Below are 20485 nucleotides of genomic sequence, written 5' to 3' on the forward strand. Positions count from 1 at the left end.
TTCCGGTCAGAAAGAGCGCCCATCCAGTCATTCGATAAGCACGCTACTGCCGCGTGACGATCGGTCCCTTGAGGACATAGGTGTCGGCATCGACCTGCACCAGCACGTCCAGATAGCCGGTATCGGTGCGGTCTATGGCAGCGTCATGCATGCGCATCATCGTGCCACCCGCAAGACGGTTGCCGGCTGCGTCGCTGAGATTCCAGCCCGCGGTGCGGAAGTAGTTCTGGTTCACGCGAGGAGTGATGTTGGTCGCCCCAGCGACCTGGAGCGGCAGCGGGCTTTCCAGTTCGCCGTCGACGGTGGTCAGCATCTGGACCACGTAGAGGCGGCCATCTGCCTTTGCGATGCCGAGACCGGTATCGGTAAAGCCGTCATGTACGAGATTTTGGCGGTTCGCGCTGTCGGCCGAAATCGCTTCGTAGATTTCAGCAGGCGATGCGTCCGCGTCGAGGACGGCGACATTCGCGCCCGTAGCACTTGCGAGAACCTGCCGGTCCAATGCGCGCATGCGATAGATGTGGCCCCGGCCTTCGAGGTCATCGTGACCGGCATAGCCGCGAGCGGCCATATCGAGGGCGTGGGCGCGTGCAGCGCGGTCGAGCGAGGCGCGCCGGTTGAGCGAGGCAACGCCCGCGCGGGCGCGCTGACTGTTGGTTGCATCGAAGATCGCTGTTTCAGATCGAGCCTCGAAATCGCTATTCACGGAGAGACAGGATTCGACTTCAGCGACATAGCTGACGAGGCCATCTGCGTAGCCGTTTTCGAGCGAGCAGGCGGCTTGAGCGGTGGCTGGAAGGGCCATGATGGTGCCCGACGCTGCCGCCAAGGCCAGCAGCGAAAGGGCGCGAGGGACGTCATATTTCTGTAACATAAGTGTCATGAAGCAATTGTGACAGTTATATGTCAATCAAAAAACGACGATTTCATCCGCAGATATTTCGTCGGTGCACGGACGGACTCTGATTTCGTTCAGGATTTCGGCCAGATGCAACTGCATGAAACGCAACAAAAAAGGCCGCCATTGATGGCGGCCTTCTGAATTGAGGTGGTTTGTGCCGGGTCTGAAAACGGTCAGACCGCAGGATGGGGCGCCTTATTCGGCGTCGCCGCCCTCAGCAGCTTCCTTGTCCTTGCCGGTCTCCTGGTCGACGGCTTTCATCGACAGGCGAACCTTGCCGCGGTCATCGAAGCCCATCAGCTTGACCCAGACCGTATCGCCTTCCTTGACGAGGTCTTTCGGGTGGCCGATGCGCTCATCTGCCATCTGCGACACGTGGACGAGGCCGTCCTTTGGACCGAAGAAGTTCACGAACGCGCCGAAGTCCTTGATGGACACGACTTTGCCTTCGTAAATCTCGCCGGCTTCAGGCTCTGCCGTCAGCTCACGGATACGCTTCTTGGCAGCATCGATCGAAGCGCGGTCGAGCGCAGAGATCTGGATCGTGCCATCGTCTTCGACGTTGAGTTTGGCGCCCGTCGTGTCGACGATATCGCGGATCGTCTTGCCGCCGGAACCGATCACGTCGCGGATCTTGTCGACCGGGATGTTCACGATTTCCATTTGCGGTGCGTTCTGGGACAGCTCGCCGCGGGACTCTGCGAGAGCCTTGTTCATCTCACCCAGGATGTGGGCACGGCCGCCCTTCGCCTGGTCGAGTGCGGTCTGCATGATGTCCTTTGTGATACCGGCGATCTTGATGTCCATCTGAAGCGATGTGACGCCAACTTCGGTACCAGCGACTTTGAAGTCCATGTCGCCGAGGTGGTCTTCGTCACCAAGGATGTCAGAGAGAACGGCGACGCCGTCATCTTCCTTGATGAGACCCATTGCGATGCCGGACACCGGACGTGCGATTGGCACGCCTGCATCCATCATTGCGAGCGCACAGCCACAAACCGTCGCCATCGAGGACGAGCCGTTGGACTCGGTAATCTCGGAAACGAGGCGGATCGTGTACGGGAACTCTTCAGCCTTTGGCAGGACGGCTTTCAGCGCGCGCCATGCGAGCTTGCCGTGACCGATTTCGCGGCGGCCTGCACCACCCATGCGGCCCGTCTCACCGACCGAATAGGGCGGGAAGTTGTAGTGCAGCATGAACTTTTCTTTGTGCGTGCCGCCCAGGCCGTCGATGAATTGCTCATCGTCGGAGGTGCCGAGCGTTGCGACACAGATTGCCTGCGTTTCACCGCGGGTGAAGAGCGAGGAACCGTGCGTGCGTGGCAGGAAGCCAGCTTCGGCAACGATCGGACGAACCTGATCGAGCGAACGGCCGTCGATGCGCTTGCCGGTCTTGATGATGTCGCCGCGAACCACGGAGGCTTCGGCTTTCTTGAAGGCAGACTTGAACACCTGGGCGCTCATGCCGTCTGGCTTCTCTTCGGTCGCAACCAGAGCTTCAGCCGCTTTTTCGCGGGCAGCGCCCACAGCAGCCTGACGCTCCAGCTTCTCAGTGATCTGATAGGCCTTGGAGAGGTCTGCGCCGACGAGGTCCTGAATCGACTTCAGTTCGCCAGAAAGGTCTTCGCCTTCGAACTCGAATGGGTCCTTGGCGGCTTTCTCAGCCAGCTTGATGATCGCTTCGATCACTGGCTGCATGGCGTCATGGCCAGCCATGACAGCGCCGAGCATCACGTCTTCAGAAAGCTCTTTTGCTTCGGATTCAACCATCATCACGGCGTCATTGGTGCCGGCGACGACGAGGTCGAGATCGGATTCAGCGAGGTCATCAACGGTTGGGTTGATGAGGTATTCGCCATCCTTGTAGCCGACGCGTGCTGCGCCGATCGGGCCCATGAAAGGTGCACCGGACAGGACCAGGGCAGCCGAGGCGCCGATCATGCCAACGATGTCGGGATCGTTTTCCATGTCGTAGGAGACCGCCGTCAGGACGACCTGGACTTCGTTCTTGAAGCCATCGACGAAAAGCGGACGGATCGGGCGGTCGATGAGACGCGAGGTCAGCGTTTCTTTCTCGGTCGGACGGCCCTCACGCTTGAAGAAACCGCCTGGGATGCGGCCTGAAGCGTAGTACTTTTCCATGTAGTTGACCGTGAGCGGGAAGAAGTCCTGCCCCGGCTTGGCCTCTTTGGCGAAGGTCGCGGTCGCGAGGACCGTCGTGTCGCCATATGTGACGAGGACGGCCCCGTCAGCCTGACGAGCGACACGGCCCGTCTCGATCGTCAACGTGCGGCCGGCCCATTCCAGCGACACGGTTTGCTTATCAAACATGCGTTTTCTTTCTCTTCATGCGAAAAGCCCGCCCGGACCCCATGTCCTGGCGGGCTATTTGTGAGCCAGTGCCTAGCGGCGGATACCCAGCTCTTCGATCAGGGCCTGGTAGCGGCCCTCATTTTTCCTCTTCAGATAGTCGAGGAGTTTCCGGCGCGTGGCGACCAGGTTGAGCAGGCCGCGGCGCGAGTGGTGGTCTTTCTTGTTGGTCTGGAAGTGCTCGGTCAGGTTCGAGATACGCTCGGTAAGGATCGCAACCTGGACTTCCGGAGAACCGGTATCGCCGTCATTCTGGGCGAATTTCTTGATCAGTTCGGATTTTTTTTCTGCCGTGATCGACATCGTCAAATACTTTCTGTTTCGCCTTGCGGCGGGTGGGTTTGTCGCCTTGTATGGCGGGGTTCAGAGGGGAGAGCTGCCATTCAGCCAGGGCCGGGATGTCGTCCAGCCGGGCTAGAGAGCAGAAAACTCGCCTCACGGGGGCGCAGATGGCACATTTGAGCCCGAAAGGGAAGGGTTCATTGTAAGACCATTCCAGTTCGCGCATTCGCTAGGGAATGTAGCACCTGAGGCATCAGGTTGGTGCTCTTGGTTATCAGGGGCGCCAAATTCTTCAGACCGTCTTACCGTATTCTCAATCAGGGATAGCTATTTTTATCCAGTGATTGGGAGTTTTCGCTAATGTCCTTTTCGGAGCTTGTGTTTCTCCTTGTAGCGGCAGCGATCTTCTTCGCTTCCGCGAATGGTGTGCGAGTACGATATCCGCGGAAGGGGATTGGCAGCAGATCCCGCGATGTCCAGTTCGTTTCATCAAGACGGCTTTTAAGCCCAGCTGAACGGGCTTCGTTCATTGATCTTGTGAAGGCGCTTGCCAAGCGTGGTTACGTCTGTCCGAAGGTCAGGATCGCTGACTTAATAACAGTGCGCAGTAAAAATAGAAGCGCTTGGCAAACCGCCTTCAATCGAATTGCCTGCAAACATGTCGACTTCGCTGTGATGTCCAAGGATGGCGACATACTATTCGCTGTTGAAATTGATGATCGAAGCCACCGGCGTGCAGACCGCAAGAAGCGTGATCGTCTTGTAAATCAGGTGTTCGCAGAAGCCGGTGTGCCGCTCGTTCGTGCAGCCCCAGGCAAACTGCAAGCGTCAGAGCAGCTAACCGCTGTCATAGAACGATTTTGGCCGCAGGCTCAGTTGCGCGAAGAAGCGGTTGAAGGTTTATCAAGTCGAATTCGCGTCGTGCCCTGACTAGACCTGAAACACCCGCATAGGCTGGAAGCGACCTGCGCGAACTTCGCCCATGGCGACGGCTTCATCATTGCACATGGCTAGCGCAAGCCGGTCTTCCGGGTCCGGGTTCTTTTCGAGGCGCCAGCGCTCTGTCACATGCGGCATCAGCATGACTTCGCGGCCCTGACGGATATCGGCGGCGTCTTCTTCGCTGATCTCGACGTCCGGAACATCGTCCAGCACGGCCTCAATCGGGGCGAGAGTGCGCAGCAGCGCATCGCGGCTCTCCATGGCCTCAAGGTCCGCCAGCTTGAAGGCCGCGCCTTCATGCATCACGCCGACGCGAATACGGCGAAGCTGAGAGATGTGACCATCACAGCCGAGGGCGCCGGCAAGGTCCCGCGCGAGCGCGCGGACATAGAAGCCCTTGCCGGAACGGACGTGGAAGACCGCGTGGTCGGCGTCGGGCATGTCGACAAGGCGTGCCTCGTGCACGAGCACCGTGCGGGATGGGATTTCAAACTCTTCGCCATCGCGGGCGAGGTCATAGGCGCGTTCACCGTCTACCTTGATGGCAGAAAATTTTGGCGGAATCTGATCAATCTCGCCTTCAAAGCCTTCAAGCGCGGTTTCAATCGCGTCGCGGTCGGGGCGCGAGTCTGATGAGGCGATGACCTCGCCTTCAGCGTCCAGCGTATTGGTGGATGTGCCCCAGGCAATTGTGAAGACGTATTCCTTGTCGGCGTCCATCGCCCACTGAACGGTCTTCGTCGCTTCGCCGAAGGCGATCGGCAGGATGCCGTCAGCCAGCGGGTCCAGCGTGCCGCCATGACCGACCTTCTGCGCATCGAAAAGCCGCTTCAGGATGCCGACGACCTGTGTCGAGGTAATGTCCGACGGTTTGTCGACATTGAGCCAGCCATGGACCGGTTGGCCCTTCTTCTTGCGATTGCGTCCCACGAGCGTGTCTCCATTCTTCCCGGGGCGCGCCGCGGATCGAACGCGGGCGCGGGGCCTGATATGTCGTTTGAGCAGGCGAGCTAGGCGGCCCGTGGCCCGTCGTCAACCAGTCAGATGCCCTGGCTGAGATGCTGGGTCAGGATCAGCGCGCCGATCGCGATCAGCACCACGCCGCCTGCGACTTCTGCCCAATGGCCAAGCCAGTCACCTGCCTTGCGCCCGATGAGGGCCCCCATCGTGCACATGAAGAACGTCACGGCGAAGATGATGAGGCAGGCAAGGATCAAGTTGGTGCCGACCATTGCGAGGCTTACGCCAACGATAGTCGCGTCGATACTGGTCGCCACAGCGGCTAGACCAAGGTGAACCCAGCGAGGGCCTTTGACCGGTCCGTTTGCGACTGCTTCGGCATGTTCCTCAACCGTCTCCGGCTCTGACTTGAAGGCCTGCCAGATCATGTGGAGGCCGACGAGTGAAAGAAGGACAAAGGCGATCCAGTGATCGACCCCGGCAACCCATGCCGATAGTGCCATGCCAATCAGATAGCCGACCACCGGCATGATCGCTTCCATCGCAGCGAAGACAAAGCCGATGCGTAGGGCACTGGAAAAAGTGGACGTCCGCTCACCTGTCCCCTTGCCGAGCGCAGCCGCGAAAGCATCGACCGACAGCCCGAAGGCGAGAGCAATAAGTGTGAGTGTTCCTGACATTCGCTCTCTTCGCTTGCGTTCTTTCCACTTGCAAGGGGAAGCCTGCGAGTTCGGCAAAGACAGAGGACAGAGGATTTGCGATAGCCCGCTGGGAACGCCGGTCTAGCTGATCAGGTTATGACCACCATGCTCTCTCGCTCTCTATTCCTTTTCATCGCCCTTGCGGCTTTCCTGACATTGGGCCCCGCACCCTTGGCAGCCGCGCAGGCGCCAACTGTTTCAGAGCCGACAGAAGAGATATCCGTCTCCAGCAGCGATGATGGCGCAATCGAGTCGCGCATCAATGCGATCTTTGCCGAGGTTGGTGCCCTGAACGCGGTCTCAGCGGAGGTGAACGAAGGCGTCGTTTCGCTAAGCGGTACAGTGGCCGATCAGGCCGATATCGACCGCGCTGTCTCTATCGCCAGCCGCTTTCAAGGTGTGGTGACCGTAGAGCAAAGCATCGAGCGCGACCTTTCCGTTGATCGCTCGCTTTCGCCCGCCATCGCGAACCTTGAGAACAGTCTGCGCCGGGGCTGGGAGGCGCTGCCGCTTGTCGGGCTCGCCATCGCGGTCTTTGTGGTCATCCTTGTCCTTGGCCACCTGCTTGCCAGCTGGTCAGCGCTCTGGCGGCGTGTGACGCCGAACCCCTTCCTGGCAGAGATTGCCTCTCAGGCGGTTCGTTTCATAGCCGTCGTAGTGGGCCTCGTCATGGCGCTAAACCTAGTGGGCGCGACGGCGCTGATGGGGGCAATCCTCGGCGGTGCAGGCGTGATTGGTCTCGCCATCGGCTTTGCCGTCCGGGACACGGTGGAGAACTATATCGCCTCCATCATGCTCAGCCTTCGCCAGCCTTTCCGCGCGAATGACCATGTGCTGATTGACGACCATGAGGGCCGCGTTGTGCGGCTGACCTCGCGCGCGACCGTGCTGATGACGCTCGATGGCAATCATCTGCGCGTGCCGAACTCGACCGTCTTTAAAGCGGTGATCCTAAACTATACCCGCAATCCCGAGCGCCGCTTCGAGTTCGAACTCGGTGTCGATGCTGAGGATGATCCGGTTGCGGCCATGGCGACGGGGATCGCGGCGATCGCCGGTCTCGACTTCGTTCTTGATGAGCCAAAGCCCGACGCGATCATCAAGTCGGTGGGCGACAGCAATATCGTCATCCGCTTCATGGGCTGGGTGAACCAGTCGCAGACCAATTTCGGCAAGGCGCGCAGCCTCGCCATCCGCGCGGCCAAAGATGCAGTGGAGGAAGCAGGCTTCACCCTGCCAGAGCCGATCTATCGCCTGCGCTTTGATGGCGCGCCGGTACAGGTGAAAGCAGGCACGGGTGTGACGGTGTCAGAGGGGCGAGCGGTCGCACCTACGCCAGCCAGGCCAAAGCCTGCGGCAACGCCGGATGCCCGAACTGCCGAAGCTGATGTTCTGGACACAAGGCCAGATGATCACATCGCTGAGAAAGTCGACGAAGAACGCGCGCAGACCGGCGAGAAAGACCTTCTCGATAGCGGACGGCCTGTGGAGTAGGGCGGCCTCCCTTCTCCTTGGGGAGAAGGGCCGGGAATGAGGGGGGCTAACGTCGCAACGACTGGTTTGGGCGCAGCGATTACGCACTTGGAGCGTCACTGAATGCATCGCTCCTTTCTGAGACGGCAATCCCCCTCACCCCTGACCCCTCTCCCAAGGGAGAGGGGAGAATCCGACAAACTCAGACATTCTGGTCTCCCGCACCAATCCGGCGTAAACTCTCGCTCGAAACGCTTGAAAGCCACCCACCATGACCAAACATCGCATCTATACGATGGCCTTTTCCAAGGTTTATCCCGCCTATGTCGCCAAGGCGGAGAAGAAGGGCCGAACCAAGGCTGAGGTCGATGAGATTATCTTCTGGCTGACCGGCCATGATGCGGCGAGCCTTGCCGGCGTCCTGAAGGATGGCACTGATATCGAGACATTCTTCGCGAGCGCGCCGGCGATGAATCCTGACCGGGGTCTGATCAAGGGCGTCGTCTGCGGCGTGCGGGTCGAGGAGGTCGAGGAAGAGACGATGCGGGAAATCCGCTATCTCGACAAACTCATCGATGAGTTGGCAAAGGGAAAGGCGATGGAGAAAATCCTTCGCAGCCCCTCAGCAGCCTGATCGAAAGCAGGGCCGCGTTGGCCTCGCGAAGCCTATTCGTCGTCCTCGTCTTCTTCGTCACCGACAAGGTCGCGTTTGACCTGCGGGCTATTGAAGACCGACTCCATATAAGCGCCTTCATCATAGGAATGGTCGGCGATGAAGTGCAGCTGCGGCGTGAACTTCATGTCGATATGCTTGCCGAGACGGCCGCGAATATAGGGGGCCGCCCGGTTCAGTGCCTTGGCGAGCGCGGTCTGGGCGGCTTCATCCGTCTCGCCCAGCGGTGAGCTGAAGACGTGCGCATGTTTGAGGTCCGGGGAAACGCGAACCTCTCCAATCGTGACATTGACGCCCTGAAGCTCCGGATCGCGGAACTCCTCGCGCATCATGATGTCTGTGAGGGCGTGGCGGATCAGCTCACCAGCGCGCAGCTGGCGCTGTGAGGGTTCATTTGCGGCGGGTGCCTGCGATCGTCTCTTCTTCGCCATCGTGCAATCCTTCTCTCAGACGAGCGCGGAACGCCTGCGCTGCCTGCTTGTCGCGGCCAAACCACTTGTCGGGGACGAGCAGCGGATCTGCGCCCCTGAAGGTGATAAGTGTATCACGGCGGCTCTCGCGGACAGACCGGAGCGCGCGCCAGGCGATGCGTGTCTCTACATCGCCGCGACGGATGTGGAGGCCCGTGGGCGTAAGGTCAATGGCGGTTTCGCTGTCGAGCTCTGCGGCGCGCCCATGATTGTGGCGATAGGACCAGCGCATGAAGATCAGATACCAGCTGATACCCGCCATGGCAGCGAGCAGGGAAGAGGTCAGCAGGATCCAGTAGTCGGTGAAGGCTGTGCTGGCGAGCATCTCTCGCGTCACGAACGCGGTGCCTGCAGAAATGACCGGCGCGGTGACACCCGCATAGTAGAGCGCGGTCGGGCCGATATTCGAGGAGCGGGTCTGGCTGACCAGCCGTTTCATATCCCGGTCACTTGGGGCGCCTGAGATGCTGATGGTTTCGGCATCGGCGGAATAGAGAGGTGTGGCGGCGAGCGATGGCATGGCCGCCACAAACCACATCTTGTTTAACCGCTTATGGAAAAAGCCGGGAAATCTCCCGGCTTTCTCAACTTGATATCAATGTGAGGCAGTGGGCCTAGTCGAGGCGGCGCTCGATCATTTCCACTTCGAAACACTCGATCTTGTCGCCTTCGCGAATGTCTTCGTATTTCTCGAAGGCCATGCCGCACTCCATGCCGGAAGTAACTTCTGCGACTTCGTCCTTGAAGCGCTTCAGCGTCTTCAGCTTGCCTTCGTGGATCACGACATCGTCGCGCAGCAGGCGGACGCCGCAACCGCGCTTAACCGTGCCTTCGGACACCTTACAGCCAGCAACCTTGCCGACCTTGGTGATGTTGAAGACTTCCAGAATGTCGGCATAGCCGATGAAGGTTTCGCGCTTCTCCGGGGCGAGCATGCCTGACAGCGTGTCTTTCACATCGTCGATCAGGTTGTAGATCACCGAATAGTAGCGGATCTCCACGTCTTCCTTCTCAGCGAGCTCACGGGCCTGCTTGTTCGCACGCACGTTGAACGCAAAGACCGGCGCGCCGGATGATTTCGCGAGCAGGATATCGCTTTCGGAGATGCCACCTGCGGCACCGTAAACGACATTTGCGCGAACTTCTTCGGTCGACAAACCTTCGAGAGAATGGCGGATCGCTTCGACAGAACCCTGAACGTCGCCTTTGACGACGATTGGGAGTTCGGAAACCTCCGCAGCGTTCATCGAGTTCATGAGCGACTCAAGCGATGCACGGCCGGAGGCCACGCCCTGCTTCTGGCGTTCTGCACGTTGGCGGTATTCGGTGACTTCGCGGGCACGCGCTTCGCTGTCGACGACATTGAACATGTCGCCTGGCTCTGGCGCACCGTCGAGGCCGAGGATTTCGACCGGAACACCCGGGCCTGCATCCTTGAGCTGCTGGTTGCGCTCGTTCACGAGCGCGCGAACCTTGCCCCACTGCTTGCCTGCCACGACGATCTCGCCGCGCTTCAGCGTACCACGATTGATCAGCACGGTTGCGACCGGGCCGCGGCCCTTGTCGAGCTGGGATTCCACAACAATGCCGTCTGCCTGGCGGTCTGGATTGGCCTGCAGTTCGAGGAGTTCGGCCTGCAGCGTGATGGCTTCGGTCAGCTCATCAAGGCCGGTCTTCGCAAGCGCCGACACCTTGATCGCCTGGACGTCACCGCCCATCGCTTCAACCTGGATGTCGTGCTGGAGCAGCTCGGTCAGGACCTTGTCCGGATTGGCGTCCGGCTTGTCGCATTTGTTGACCGCAACAATGATCGGCACTTCAGCAGCCTTGGCGTGTTTGATCGCCTCGATCGTCTGAGGCATCACGCCATCGTCTGCGGCAACCACGAGGATCACGATATCGGTGACGTTCGCACCGCGTGCCCGCATGGCCGAGAAAGCTGCGTGGCCCGGCGTGTCGAGGAAGGTAATCTTGTCCTCTGACGCCAGTTGAACCTGATAGGCGCCGATATGCTGCGTAATGCCGCCAGCTTCGCCTGCGACCACATCGGTCGAGCGGAGGGCATCGAGCAGGGACGTCTTGCCGTGGTCGACGTGGCCCATAATGGTGACGACCGGCGCACGTGGCTTCAGATCCTTCGGATCGTCCTTGTCGTCGCCAAGGCCAATTTCGACGTCGGATTCAGCAACACGTTTCACGGTGTGGCCAAATTCCTCGGCAATCAGTTCGGCGGTGTCGGCATCAATAATATCATTGGCGCGCATCATTTCGCCCTGGCGCATCATGTATTTGACCACGTCAGCGACGCGCTCATTCATGCGCTGGGCGAGATCCTGCAGCGTGATCGTTTCTGGCAGGGTAACTTCGCGGGAGACTTTCTCCTGCTGATCACCGCCCTGACGACGCTCACGTTCGCGCTCACGGGCGCGTTTCACGGATGCGAGGGAACGCTGACGGTCACCATCATCGCCGAGCGCGCTGGCAATAGTCAGCTTGCCCTTGCGACGCTTGTTATTGCCGCCGCCGCCACGATTGCGTGAATTGCCATCGTCACCAAAGTCACGGTCGCTGCCACCCTTGCGGGCTTTCTTGTTGCGGCCCTGAGCAGGCTCTGGCATCGGCATGTCAGGCGATGGTGCAGCTGCACCACCCTGAGCGCCGCGTGGTTTGGCGTCAGCCTTTTTCTTGCGGGCTTCGGCTTCTTCGCGGGCCTTGCGCTCTTCTTCCTCGGCCTTGCGACGGGCTTCGGCTTCGACGCGTTCCTTGTCTTCCTGGACCTTGCGTTCCTGCTCAGACAGAAGGCGCTCGCGGGCAGCTTCCTGGCGCTCTTTCTCGGCCTTCTGCTTCTGCTCGGCTTCCCGGCGCTGCAGCAGGACCTTCTGGCGCGCAATCAGTTCTTGTTCGGTAATGCCAAGCTTCTTGGCGGCTTCAGCCAGTTTCGAAGGCTGTTTGCTGCCAGACTGGGACGAAGGCTTTGAAGCAGGCGCATTCGCGCCGCCCCCGCTACCGGATTGACCGGCGCCGGGGCCGACGACCCGCCGCTTCTTCGTCTGGACGATGACCTGTTTGGAACGGCCATGACTAAAGCTCTGCTTGACCGTGCCGCTTGATCCGCGGGACACCGTCAGGGGCTTGCGTCCACTATTATTGCCTTTGTCGTTCGTATCGCTCATGCGACTCCATATACCTGCGTATTTACCGGCAGGAACGCCCTGCCGTAATCATCTTACCGTTTAAGACCAGAAAACCAGTCTCGCTCCGGTGCCGGGCGAAATCCCGTCAGACGCCAATATGCGTCCTTGAAGGCTTCGCACAGCGCCCCCTGCTGAAGCAGCGCGTGTATCACATGCGGCCTGCCAAAGGCCATGCCCAATTCAGCAGAAGTGAGAGCACCTGCTGTCTGTGGCGTTTCATATATGGCCTTGGCGAGAAAATGAACCTTGTTGCGGCCATCTTCGCTGCCATCGCTGGCTTCCAGGAGGATTCCGGGCGCTTCGTTCCTTAGATAGGCACGAACCTGGTCGAATCCAATGACCACCTCACCTGCCTTGCGCGACATGCCGAGATAATTAAGGCATCTCTGCAGCAATTGACGTTCGACAAGGTCGGAAAGGCCAGCTTCAGCGGTCGTTTTTTGCTTGAAGGCACGGGCGAAAACGCCCTGCTTCACTGCGGCATCGACAGTCTCGCGATCTGCCTTCACCCATGCACCGCGCCCGGGCAGCTTGCCGGCCACGTCAGGCACAGCAATCCCGTCCGGAGAGCGGACAAAGCGGATCATGCAGTCCTGCGTCCAGGACTCGCGGGTCACCGCGCACTGACGGACGGGGCCGTCAGTGCCGGTTTCCTGATTGTCGGACGCCTTCAGGCGTTGGCGGCGATCATTCCTTGGAGTCGGCATCGTCGCCGTCCTCTGCTGTATCGTCGCCAGCCTCTTCGGCAGCGAGTGCGTCGAGGTCGAAGATCAGCTCTTCTTCAGCGAGCTCTTCGTCTGCCTCATTGCCGCCCTTGCCGATGTCGCCGAGAGCGAGCAGAGCGCGCTCTTCTTCAGACAGGTCAGCCATTTCGCCTTCAGCTTCGGCAGCCATGTCGGCTTCCAGCTGCTCAAGCGCTTCCGGCTCGACCCAGCCTGCGGCCACACGGGCTCGCATGATGAAGATCTGGGCCTCATCCTTGCGCATTTCGCCCTTCTTCAGGATGCCTTCCTTGAAGACCGGCTTGCCATCCGGGCCCGGCTCACGCCAGCCCGTAATGTCGTCCGGCACCAGGCCAGCGATATCCTCAAGCGTCGCAACTTCGTTCTCACCGAACTTCACGGCGAAAGCGACGGTCATGCCTTCAAGCTCCATGACGCTGTCTTCGACGCCAAGCTCCTTGCGGCGAGCGTCCTGCTCGGCTGCGAGGTTCTCGAGGTATTCGCGGGCGCGTTCCTGGATCTCGTTGGCGACTTCAAGGTCGAAGCCGTCGATGGAGATAAAGTCTTCAGGTGCGACGTAGGCGATTTCCTCAACGCTCTCGAAGCCTTCAGAGGCCAGCAGCTGTGCCAGCGTCTCATCAGCGTCGAGCGCTTTCATGAAGAGCTCGGTACGTGCCTGGAAGTCTTTCTGGTAGCGCTCGGAATCGGCGGTCTCGGTGACGAGGTCGATCTGCCAGCCGGTCAGCTGCGACGCGAGACGGACGTTCTGGCCGCGGCGGCCAATGGCGAGCGGGAACTGATCGTCAGCAACGACGACTTCGACGCGCTGCTCATCCTCGTCCAGAACCACTTTCGACACTTCGGCCGGCTGCAGTGCGTTCACGATGAATGTCGCGGCGTCATAGTTCCAGGGAATAATGTCGATCTTCTCGCCCGACAGCTCACCAACGACGGCCTGGACGCGTGCACCGCGCATACCGACACAGGCGCCGACCGGATCGATCGAGCTGTCATTGGAGATCACGCCGATCTTGGCGCGCGAACCTGCGTCACGGGCGCAAGCGCGGATCTCGATGACGCCGTCATACACTTCCGGCACTTCCTGGGCGAACAGCTTGACCATGAAGTCAGGGTGAGCGCGCGACAGGAAGATCTGCGGGCCCTTGGTCTCGCGGCTGACCTTGTAAAGATAGGCACGAACGCGGTCGTTCGGCTGGAAGTTCTCACGTGGGATACCGTCATTGCGGCGGATGATGCCTTCGGCGCGGCCAAGGTCCACGATGACGTGGCCATACTCGACGCGCTTGACGATGCCGTTGATGATCTCGCCGACACGGTCCTTGTACTCGTCATACTGACGCTCACGCTCGGCATCGCGTACCTTCTGCATGATGACCTGCTTGGCGGTCTGTGCAGCAACGCGGCCAAAGTCGAATGGCGGAAGCTCTTCCTTGATCTCGGTGCCGACTTCGTAGCTGGCATCGATCTTCTTAGCTTCGGTCAGTGCAAGCTGCTGGGCCGGGTCCTCGACTTCGTCGTCAGCGACGACGGTCTGGACGCGCCAGAGGGTCTGCTCACCGGTGTCCGCGTCGATGACGGCACGGATGTCGTGCTCCTGGCCATAGCGGGACTTCGCGGCCTTCTCGATCGCTTCCTGCATCGCGCCAATGACGATGCTGCGGTCGATGGATTTCTCTTCCGCGACGGCTTTAGCAATCTGAAGAATTTCGAGCCGGTTGGCTGAAACGCCGACTGTACTCATCTGTTAGCTCCACTTTCTTCTTTATTGTCTTCATTGTCCTCGTCCTCGCTGTCATCGACATCGAGGCCGGAAAAATCTTCATCGTCTGGCTGCGGCGGCAGGCCACCTGCCTTCTTCGCCGCATCGATCAGCTCATCGGTAAGCACCAGGCTCGCCTTCGACATCTCATCGACCTGCGCGACCAGTTCGCTCTCATCGTCGAGTTCGATGGCGACACCGCGGTCATCTTCGCGCGTGATAATGCCCTGAAAGCGGCGGCGGCCGCTTATCGGCATGGCAAGCTCAACCTTGGCGAGGTGTCCGGTCCAGCGGCCAAAATCGCCCTTGCGGGTCAGTGGGCGGTCAATGCCCGGCGTCGACACTTCGAGCCGGTACGGGTCTGACACAGGGTCAGCGGCTTCAAGCACCGGAGAAATAGCATGCGAAAGGTCGGCGCAATCTTCGACATTGGTCGGCGCGCCGCCAGCCTTCTCGGTCATGATCTGAAGGATCGGACGCTTGCCGCCCATGAGGCGCACGCGCACGATCTCCATGCCAATGCCATCGGCCACAGGCTCGATGAGGCTCAGAATGGTCTTTTCCTGCTGCGAAAGCGCGATCACGGTTCAACTGTCTCCGGGACAAAAGAAAGCGGCGGACCCGTTGCCGGACCCGCCGCCGATATTTTTCGACTTGGCCATTAGAATAATGGCCGAAGCGCTGTTTGTCTATAGGAGGCGTCAGCGCTCAGTTCGGCAGTACATCGTAGGAAGCCGCAAAAGCGAATTCGAAGGGCTGGATTACGTTTTTAACTTCCTTGCGGCAGGGAGGCGCACCAGGGCCTGGTTCCTCCCAATTCCATTTCAGCCGTTCCATCGATTCAAGCACAGCCTCATCGAATTTATCTGAGGGTACCGACGCTGCGATACGGGCATCGATCCTGCCCTCTTCGTTCACATCGAACGCAACGATCACGGCGCCGACATACCCTTCGTTGAGTGCAGCTTGGGGATACTTCGGGCTAGGCGGTCGATTGAGGTTTCCGGGACACCTGCGAATTCGGTCTTCGGCGTGGGTGGTATCGCCTTCCACGTGGGTGTGGTTGTCGTCAGTTATGGCGTCATCGACAATCTTTTGAGCGCGGCGGCGGGCCCAGCTCGACGTGTCCTCTGAGCGAAAGTAAGCGTGCATCGCTGTCCACCAGGCATTCGTCTCGTAATATCGGTTTCGCAGCCACTCAGGAGCAGGCGATGGAGCGACGTGAAACATTAGCTTGAGTTCCGCATACAATTCAGCAATCCCGATGAGTGCGTCCGGTGACTGCTTTTCGTTGAAATGCGTGGTGTGGACCGCGAGCTCTGCGCCTGACCAAAGTTGTCCGACCTGATCTTTGGCCTGTCCCATATGTGTTGCTGCAGCGGCCGCCGTCTTCTGCGCCATCCTGGCCCGGCCTTCGCTCAGATCGTTTATGTAGCGATTGTGAAATGCCGACACGGTAAGCAGCGTAGGAAAACTCTCGACACGATCAGATAGCTCAGCATCAAGGGCAGTGCGCGTGTCTGAATTCTTTTCAACTGTCCACTCGGCGTACGCCAACAGCAGCCGCCGATCTTCGCGCGTTGGGTGTTCTCCGGCATTCGCAGGCAGTCCGAGAGCAAACTCCGCCGCAGGAATAGCTGCCTCACATTCGCCATTCCGGCACAGCGCCCAAGCCGCCTCGAACGCCAGAAGTGCAGCGTCCCGATCGTCTGGAGAGGCGACAGCCTCACCGGCGAGGGCTTCGGCTGCTGTAAGTAGGGAAGGAACGTCATTGGCCTGCACAGCAGCGTTGTAGCGCGCGACCGTTTCGTCCGAAATTTTAGCCACAGCCGGTGCGCATAGCGCCCCGAATACCGCGAGCGCCGATACTATAAATTTCCGCATGAATTTGTCCTTCAACCCCAGATATCTGGTCTTGCCGAAGGGGTTCGAAGTTTCAAGCCTGTAGAGACAAAAAAACGGCGGCTTCCGAAGAAGCCGCCGCTGTATTTCTTATTGGCCTGTGAGCTAGAGAAGCTTCAGGTCAACGGCCGAGGTCTTGCCGCGGCGCTCGTCGGTGTGGAGTTCATACTCAATCGGAGCGTCTTCGGCGAGCGTACGCATGCCGGACTTCTCGACTGCCGAGATATGAACGAAGATGTCCGCACCACCAGCGTCAGGCTTGATGAATCCATAGCCCTTCTGGTCGTTGAACCACTTAACTTTTCCGGTTGCCATAATGGCTACTCCAGTCTTCTCCCCGTGCCGGACCCACACCGTGCGGGTGGTCACGAAGGTTCTCGAAAAAACGGGGGAAGTGAAGAAAGGCCGTCGGTCCGACGGGGTCTTATGAATTCAGACCGACCGTATATTCGATGTCTTCCTTATGCCTGAAAACCTCGTTCTTCGCAATCAGCTTTGCATCACAGCTGCGCGACTAGGATTCCATGGCAAAGACGAGCGGTATGAAGATGTTGCTGTGATCGGTGCGGCAGGTTTCCCCCGGGGTGCCCGAGCTCACCTCCCAGCGCCATTTCATGATCGTTTCACGAGCCCGGTCTTCGAACGTCGAGTGAGGCACCGCAGCGAGAATTTCGACGTCGGAAACCTGCAAGTCCTTCACATTGATCCTGGCGAGGACGGCACCGTACATGCCGCGTTGGCTCGCGCGCATGGGGTAGCGCAGCTGTGGCGTCATATCGAACTCGCCAGAGCAGAAAGGCAGCTTCCCTTCTCGCGCATTATACTCTTCGGCAGAGACGACGCGCGTTCTGATCTTCGGATAATCTCGCATCTTTCGAAGTATGGAGTTCACAACCGTTTCCAGCTCCTCAGGGTCGGGCCCCTGCAGGCGGCTTCCTGTCTGGCGCCGACCGCCGCCGGACCGGTAGTAGGCATGCATGGCAAGCTGCCAAGCGTGGGCGAGATGACGGTGGCGATCGAGCCAGTCCGGTGTCTCGCTCATCTCGGAGGATAGTTTGGCGAGCGCGACACGATGCTCAGCCATCTCCACAACGTCCTGCGTATCCGGATTGCGATTGAAACCTGCAATGATGCCGGCAATGGCTGCATCGCTCCAGTTTTTGCCGATCATGTCCTTGAATGGCGCGAAATGTTCAGCCGCCTGCCGGGCATTGATTTCGGCCTCGCGATAGTCCGAACGCTCAAAGTCATGGAGGTATCGCGCCTGATAGGCCGTCAGCGTCAGCAGGGAAACACCGCTGTCCACGCCTGCCTGCAGGGCCGCGTCAAGCGCGTCTCGGCTCTGGCCACCGGGGCTGGCTTTCCAGTCGGCATAGGCGCCAAGTATTGCGATATGAGCCGGCGGGACTGCATTTGCCGGAATGTCTGCAGTTGCGGCAAAGGCGGCGAGCTGCGGCGTGCCATCACAGGCATCATAGACGCAGAGTGACTGACCTGCCTCATAGGCGAGTAGCCCGGCATCATCCCGGTCAGGATTGGCCATGGCCGCTGCGCCGAGTGCCCGCGCTGCCGCCGAGCGCTCCGCCGCGGAACCTGTGGCTGCAGCGTCATTATAGGCGGATATGACATCATTGACGTCGTTTGCCTGGCCCGCAGCAGACAGTGCGCCTGCAACAGTCACTACAGATATGGCGATCGTTCTCAGCATCCCGGCCCTTCCCCTCTTGATCGGGGATCACCCTACGGCGGACCGGGCAGAGATCAACCTGAAGCTGGGTCTATTTACGCTCAAACTCATAGAAAACGGGTGCGATATCGCCCAGATTTTTCGTTTGGTACCGCGTGCGGAAGTGATCCGCTGGTGGCTTGCGCCAATCATCTGCGGCCTCGGCGAGCCAGCTGAAGCGATCTTCCGCCATGAAAATGGTGAGCGCCTCATCGGCATAGGAGCGCACATCGGTCGCAAACCGGAGACGCGCGCCCGGCTTCATGACCCGTGTGAGTGCTTTCAGGAAATCCGGCTGGATGATGCGCCGCTTCTGGTGGCGCTTCTTGGGCCATGGGTCAGGAAACAGGATGAAGACGCGGTCGAGGCAGGCATTCGGCAGCAAGTCGACCAGGTCACGGGCATCCTCATCCCAGAGGCGCACATTGCGAAGCGCCATCTCGTTGATGTCGGTCAGGCACTTGGCGATGCCCTCGATGAAGACCTCACTTGCCATGATGCCGGCATCCGGGTTCGCTTTGGCCTGTGAGCTCACATGTTCGCCGCCGCCAAAACCGATCTCGAGCCAAAGCTGGCTGACCTCTGCATTGAAGAGGTTCAAGGGCGTCTGCAGGGCGCTCGCCTCACCCGGAAGGCGCAGGCGGGGCAAGAGATTATCAACCAAACTCTGCTGTCTGCCCGACAAGGGGCGGCCGCCCTTTCGGCCAAAGGAGCGGATGGGTGAATTCAGTTTCGGATCGCGATCTTGTTCGGGCATGGGGTCCGTGGCTCGCCTGGATAGTCGTGTTCGCGCTGATCTCTGCGGTCCTGCCGCGAGATGCAAGTTTTGATGTCGCCCATTATCATCTTCACAATGGCTGGTCGGCCCTCAATGGCAGGCTTGAGCAGGATCTCTCCCCGGCCGAGATGCACAGCTTTCTCAATCCGGTCTTCAATGTTGCGGTCTGGTGGCTGATCGAACTACTGCCCGGCCCAGCGGTGAACGCGATCCTCGGCGCGCTTCAGGCGACTGCGGTGCCTGTTCTGTATTCCCTGGCGCGAAAGCTCCTGAGGTTGTGCGACGTTCGCGACGCGAGCCAAGTCGCCCTTTTCTGCGCGTTTGTGGGCTTCCTGTGCGTGCCGATGCTGGCGACGATGGCGTCCCTGCGGAACGACATGTACGGGGCCATCGCATTCTGCGGAGCGTTGCTTCTACTGATCGATGAGGAGAGGCAAACGGTATCGCTCACGCGTCTGTTCGCAGCCGCTTTGATCGTAGGTCTCGCCGCGGGCGTAAAGCTTACCAATGTCGTCTATATCCCGGGTCTCGCCGTATTCGTATTGGCCGCGTGGCCCGGGCTGCGACCTCGCGCAGCTGCTGTCGCGATCGCGGCCTCAGGCGGCCTCGCGGGAATTGTTCTCGGCGGGGGCTGGTGGATGGCGAAGCTCTACACAGAGTTCGGCAATCCAGTCTTTCCGATGCTGAATGACCTCTTCGGCGCCCCTCTCGGGCCAGCAGAGGGCGTCTCGCGTGATGTTCGCTATCTTCCGGACGGTGTTCTGGAGGCGCTGGTGAGACCAGTCATGGGTGCCTTCGACCTCGCGCTTATCAATGAAGACACTGGACGCGACCTGCGGCTCGCCGCTTTCTATCTCGGCGCGGTCGCAATTCTGGGGATCAGCCTCGCACAGATGCGCAGCCGCGTGACCGTGCCCCGCCAGGTGATTGCCCTGGCGCTGGCATGTCTCGCTTTCACAGTGGTCTGGGTGCTCCAGTTCTCGATCATGCGCTATGCGACCGGCGCTTTCCTGCTCGGGCCGCTCATGCTCGTTCTTGCCTGGAAAATCGGGCCGTTCGAGACATCACTCAGCGTGTCAGCGCGCCCATTTCTCTACGGGATGGCGCTATTGATGATCGCCACCCTCGGGCCAGAATCGGTCCGCCGCGCACCGTGGGAAAGACCGAGTGAGCCATACCTGACCATTGAATTGCCAGCGGGCTTTGAGGCCGCGGAGGCCGGCATCATCATGGCAGGGCCTTTTCCGACCGCTTTCACGGCGACCGCGTTTGATGATGCTGCGTGGATTGGGCACGGCGCAGCGCAGCCATGGTCTGCGCCATTTCTGAAAAATTATCGTCCCTTGATCTCTGAACGCATCGATAGCGAGAGTACCGAGCTTTTCGCCGTCATCTGTGTTCAGGATACCGGCGTCGAGAATGAGCAGCACCGCAGTAGAGGGGTGACCGACAAAAACACAGCCGGCCAGACGCTTGCGCGGCTGGCCGGTGAATACCCCGTCGAGGCAGATGAGAGCACTTGCCTACCGTTGAAGACAAGCTTCGACACCGACACGACCCGTTGGGTCATGTGCCCGCTGACGCGTTCATCGTCAGCAGGCCCAGCCTAGA

The 20485-nt window shown here is 59.8% G+C and carries 19 protein-coding genes; 4 read left to right on the top strand and 15 right to left on the bottom strand.

The features are described from left to right. Nucleotides 1–43: 43 nt before the first annotated feature. From D1222_RS07505 to rpsO, 3 genes are all read right to left on the bottom strand, one after another. On the bottom strand, nt 44–883 hold the full coding sequence (locus D1222_RS07505; protein ID WP_119453555.1) for a CAP domain-containing protein: 840 nt from the start codon (nt 881–883) through the stop codon (nt 44–46). A gap of 213 nt (nt 884–1096) precedes the next feature. Beyond that, nucleotides 1097–3232, bottom strand: a complete 2136-nt coding sequence (pnp, locus tag D1222_RS07510) for a polyribonucleotide nucleotidyltransferase (protein ID WP_119453556.1) — start codon at nt 3230–3232, stop codon at nt 1097–1099. 72 nt (nt 3233–3304) lie between these two features. Beyond that, nucleotides 3305–3574, bottom strand: coding sequence for a 30S ribosomal protein S15 (gene rpsO / locus D1222_RS07515; RefSeq protein ID WP_119453557.1), 270 nt, complete (start codon nt 3572–3574; stop codon nt 3305–3307). Nucleotides 3575–3913: 339 nt separating this feature from the next. Between rpsO and D1222_RS07520 the strand changes: the two genes are divergently transcribed. Further along, entirely contained in the window at nt 3914–4483 is a 570-nt protein-coding gene (locus D1222_RS07520) for a DUF2726 domain-containing protein (RefSeq protein ID WP_119453558.1), read from the top strand. Here D1222_RS07520 and truB read toward each other — a convergent pair whose 3' ends face one another. Both truB and D1222_RS07530 read right to left on the bottom strand, forming a co-directional pair. Then, complete coding sequence (gene truB / locus D1222_RS07525) at nt 4484–5425, bottom strand: tRNA pseudouridine(55) synthase TruB (protein ID WP_119453559.1); 942 nt, start codon at nt 5423–5425, stop codon at nt 4484–4486. A gap of 110 nt (nt 5426–5535) precedes the next feature. Continuing rightward, the gene (locus tag D1222_RS07530; RefSeq protein ID WP_119453560.1) at nt 5536–6135 is read right to left on the bottom strand and encodes a manganese efflux pump MntP; all 600 of its coding nucleotides are present in this window, start codon (nt 6133–6135) and stop codon (nt 5536–5538) included. 117 nt (nt 6136–6252) lie between these two features. Between D1222_RS07530 and D1222_RS07535 the strand changes: the two genes are divergently transcribed. Together D1222_RS07535 and D1222_RS07540 are read left to right on the top strand one after the other, a co-directional pair. Next, entirely contained in the window at nt 6253–7650 is a 1398-nt protein-coding gene (locus D1222_RS07535; RefSeq protein ID WP_119453561.1) for a mechanosensitive ion channel family protein, read from the top strand. Between the two features lie 250 nt (nt 7651–7900). Then, nucleotides 7901–8263, top strand: a complete 363-nt coding sequence (locus D1222_RS07540; protein ID WP_119453562.1) for a DUF2200 domain-containing protein — start codon at nt 7901–7903, stop codon at nt 8261–8263. Between the two features lie 32 nt (nt 8264–8295). Here the strand turns inward: D1222_RS07540 and rbfA are convergent, their stop codons facing one another. The 10 genes from rbfA to trmB all read right to left on the bottom strand — a co-directional run bounded on the left by rbfA (nt 8296) and on the right by trmB (nt 18853). Continuing rightward, nucleotides 8296–8733, bottom strand: coding sequence for a 30S ribosome-binding factor RbfA (rbfA, locus tag D1222_RS07545; protein ID WP_119453563.1), 438 nt, complete (start codon nt 8731–8733; stop codon nt 8296–8298). Further along, nucleotides 8693–9292, bottom strand: a complete 600-nt coding sequence (locus D1222_RS07550) for a YcxB family protein (protein WP_182481896.1) — start codon at nt 9290–9292, stop codon at nt 8693–8695. The genes rbfA and D1222_RS07550 overlap by 41 nt, the downstream gene beginning before the upstream one ends. A 94-nt stretch (nt 9293–9386) precedes the next feature. Beyond that, entirely contained in the window at nt 9387–11945 is a 2559-nt protein-coding gene (gene infB, locus D1222_RS07555; RefSeq protein ID WP_119453565.1) for a translation initiation factor IF-2, read from the bottom strand. A gap of 53 nt (nt 11946–11998) precedes the next feature. Next, on the bottom strand, nt 11999–12673 hold the full coding sequence (locus tag D1222_RS07560; RefSeq protein ID WP_119453566.1) for an RNA-binding protein: 675 nt from the start codon (nt 12671–12673) through the stop codon (nt 11999–12001). Next, entirely contained in the window at nt 12654–14450 is a 1797-nt protein-coding gene (gene nusA / locus D1222_RS07565) for a transcription termination factor NusA (RefSeq protein WP_119453567.1), read from the bottom strand. Before nusA ends, D1222_RS07560 begins: the two co-directional genes overlap by 20 nt. Next, nucleotides 14447–15052, bottom strand: a complete 606-nt coding sequence (rimP, locus tag D1222_RS07570; protein ID WP_119453568.1) for a ribosome maturation factor RimP — start codon at nt 15050–15052, stop codon at nt 14447–14449. Before rimP ends, nusA begins: the two co-directional genes overlap by 4 nt. 124 nt (nt 15053–15176) lie before the next feature. Continuing rightward, on the bottom strand, nt 15177–16352 hold the full coding sequence (locus D1222_RS07575) for an energy transducer TonB (protein ID WP_119453569.1): 1176 nt from the start codon (nt 16350–16352) through the stop codon (nt 15177–15179). A 123-nt stretch (nt 16353–16475) separates the two neighbouring features. Next, entirely contained in the window at nt 16476–16685 is a 210-nt protein-coding gene (locus D1222_RS07580) for a cold-shock protein (protein ID WP_119379036.1), read from the bottom strand. Nucleotides 16686–16884: 199 nt separating this feature from the next. After that, nucleotides 16885–18078 carry an energy transducer TonB gene (locus tag D1222_RS07585; RefSeq protein ID WP_119453570.1) on the bottom strand — a complete coding sequence of 398 codons (1194 nt, stop codon included), beginning with the start codon at nt 18076–18078 and terminating at the stop codon, nt 16885–16887. Nucleotides 18079–18148: 70 nt separating this feature from the next. Beyond that, nucleotides 18149–18853 (bottom strand): tRNA (guanosine(46)-N7)-methyltransferase TrmB, encoded by a 705-nt coding sequence (trmB, locus tag D1222_RS07590; RefSeq protein ID WP_119453571.1) that lies wholly within the window; start codon nt 18851–18853, stop codon nt 18149–18151. Here trmB and D1222_RS07595 point away from each other — a divergent pair. Then, nucleotides 18817–20484, top strand: a complete 1668-nt coding sequence (locus D1222_RS07595) for a hypothetical protein (protein ID WP_147371828.1) — start codon at nt 18817–18819, stop codon at nt 20482–20484. The two genes, trmB and D1222_RS07595, sit on opposite strands and share 37 nt — an antisense overlap. Nucleotide 20485: the final 1 nt, after the last annotated feature.

The organism is Henriciella algicola, assembly GCF_003576245.1.
GTDB lineage: Bacteria > Pseudomonadota > Alphaproteobacteria > Caulobacterales > Hyphomonadaceae > Henriciella > Henriciella algicola.

Excerpts from the sequence above, each read along its gene's own strand:
- nusA (WP_119453567.1), bottom strand. The coding sequence starts at position 14,450 with ATGAGTACAGTCGGCGTTTCAGCCAACCGGCTCGAAATTCTTCAGATT.
- rpsO (WP_119453557.1), bottom strand. The coding sequence starts at position 3,574 with ATGTCGATCACGGCAGAAAAAAAATCCGAACTGATCAAGAAATTCGCC.
- D1222_RS07540 (WP_119453562.1), top strand. The coding sequence starts at position 7,901 with ATGACCAAACATCGCATCTATACGATGGCCTTTTCCAAGGTTTATCCC.
- D1222_RS07580 (WP_119379036.1), bottom strand. The coding sequence starts at position 16,685 with ATGGCAACCGGAAAAGTTAAGTGGTTCAACGACCAGAAGGGCTATGGA.
- D1222_RS07550 (WP_182481896.1), bottom strand. The coding sequence starts at position 9,292 with ATGCCATCGCTCGCCGCCACACCTCTCTATTCCGCCGATGCCGAAACC.
- D1222_RS07535 (WP_119453561.1), top strand. The coding sequence starts at position 6,253 with ATGACCACCATGCTCTCTCGCTCTCTATTCCTTTTCATCGCCCTTGCG.
- rbfA (WP_119453563.1), bottom strand. The coding sequence starts at position 8,733 with ATGGCGAAGAAGAGACGATCGCAGGCACCCGCCGCAAATGAACCCTCA.
- D1222_RS07560 (WP_119453566.1), bottom strand. The coding sequence starts at position 12,673 with ATGCCGACTCCAAGGAATGATCGCCGCCAACGCCTGAAGGCGTCCGAC.
- D1222_RS07585 (WP_119453570.1), bottom strand. The coding sequence starts at position 18,078 with ATGCTGAGAACGATCGCCATATCTGTAGTGACTGTTGCAGGCGCACTG.
- infB (WP_119453565.1), bottom strand. The coding sequence starts at position 11,945 with ATGAGCGATACGAACGACAAAGGCAATAATAGTGGACGCAAGCCCCTG.
- D1222_RS07520 (WP_119453558.1), top strand. The coding sequence starts at position 3,914 with ATGTCCTTTTCGGAGCTTGTGTTTCTCCTTGTAGCGGCAGCGATCTTC.
- D1222_RS07575 (WP_119453569.1), bottom strand. The coding sequence starts at position 16,352 with ATGCGGAAATTTATAGTATCGGCGCTCGCGGTATTCGGGGCGCTATGC.
- pnp (WP_119453556.1), bottom strand. The coding sequence starts at position 3,232 with ATGTTTGATAAGCAAACCGTGTCGCTGGAATGGGCCGGCCGCACGTTG.
- trmB (WP_119453571.1), bottom strand. The coding sequence starts at position 18,853 with ATGCCCGAACAAGATCGCGATCCGAAACTGAATTCACCCATCCGCTCC.
- D1222_RS07505 (WP_119453555.1), bottom strand. The coding sequence starts at position 883 with ATGACACTTATGTTACAGAAATATGACGTCCCTCGCGCCCTTTCGCTG.
- D1222_RS07530 (WP_119453560.1), bottom strand. The coding sequence starts at position 6,135 with ATGTCAGGAACACTCACACTTATTGCTCTCGCCTTCGGGCTGTCGGTC.